The 417-nt window shown below is 63.1% G+C and carries 1 protein-coding gene; it reads left to right on the forward strand.

Translation table 11 applies throughout. The annotated features are described in order from the left end of the window. Nucleotides 1-417: class I SAM-dependent methyltransferase (locus tag A3764_RS25545; protein ID WP_330220556.1), on the forward strand; the 417-nt coding region annotated here is incomplete at both ends.

Below are 417 nucleotides of genomic sequence, written 5' to 3' on the forward strand. Positions count from 1 at the left end.
GCCCCGACAGCGGCGAACAGGCGGCCATAGCCATCCATTCAGAAGCCGCCCTGCGCGCGCTCTGCATCAATCCCGAACTGGCACTGGGCGAACGCTACATGGAAGGCACGCTGACCTTCCCCAATACCACGCTCGATCATTTCCTCGCGGTCATCCTCCGCAACCGGCGGCTGGGGCGGATGCCGTCATGGGTCAATGCCTCCAATACCGCTCGTTTTCACCTGCGCCGCTGGATCCAGAAAAATGCACCCTCCCGGGCACGGGCCAACGTGGCGCATCACTACGACCTGTCGGACGATCTCTACCGGCTCTTCCTCGACGAGGACATGCAGTATTCCTGCGCCTATTTCGCCCGGCCGGACATGACGCTCGAAGAAGCGCAGGCCGCCAAGAAGGCGCATATCGCGGCCAAGCTGC

It is taken from the genome of Sulfitobacter sp. HI0129, from assembly GCF_001635395.1.
Classification (GTDB): Bacteria; Pseudomonadota; Alphaproteobacteria; order Rhodobacterales; family Rhodobacteraceae; genus Sulfitobacter.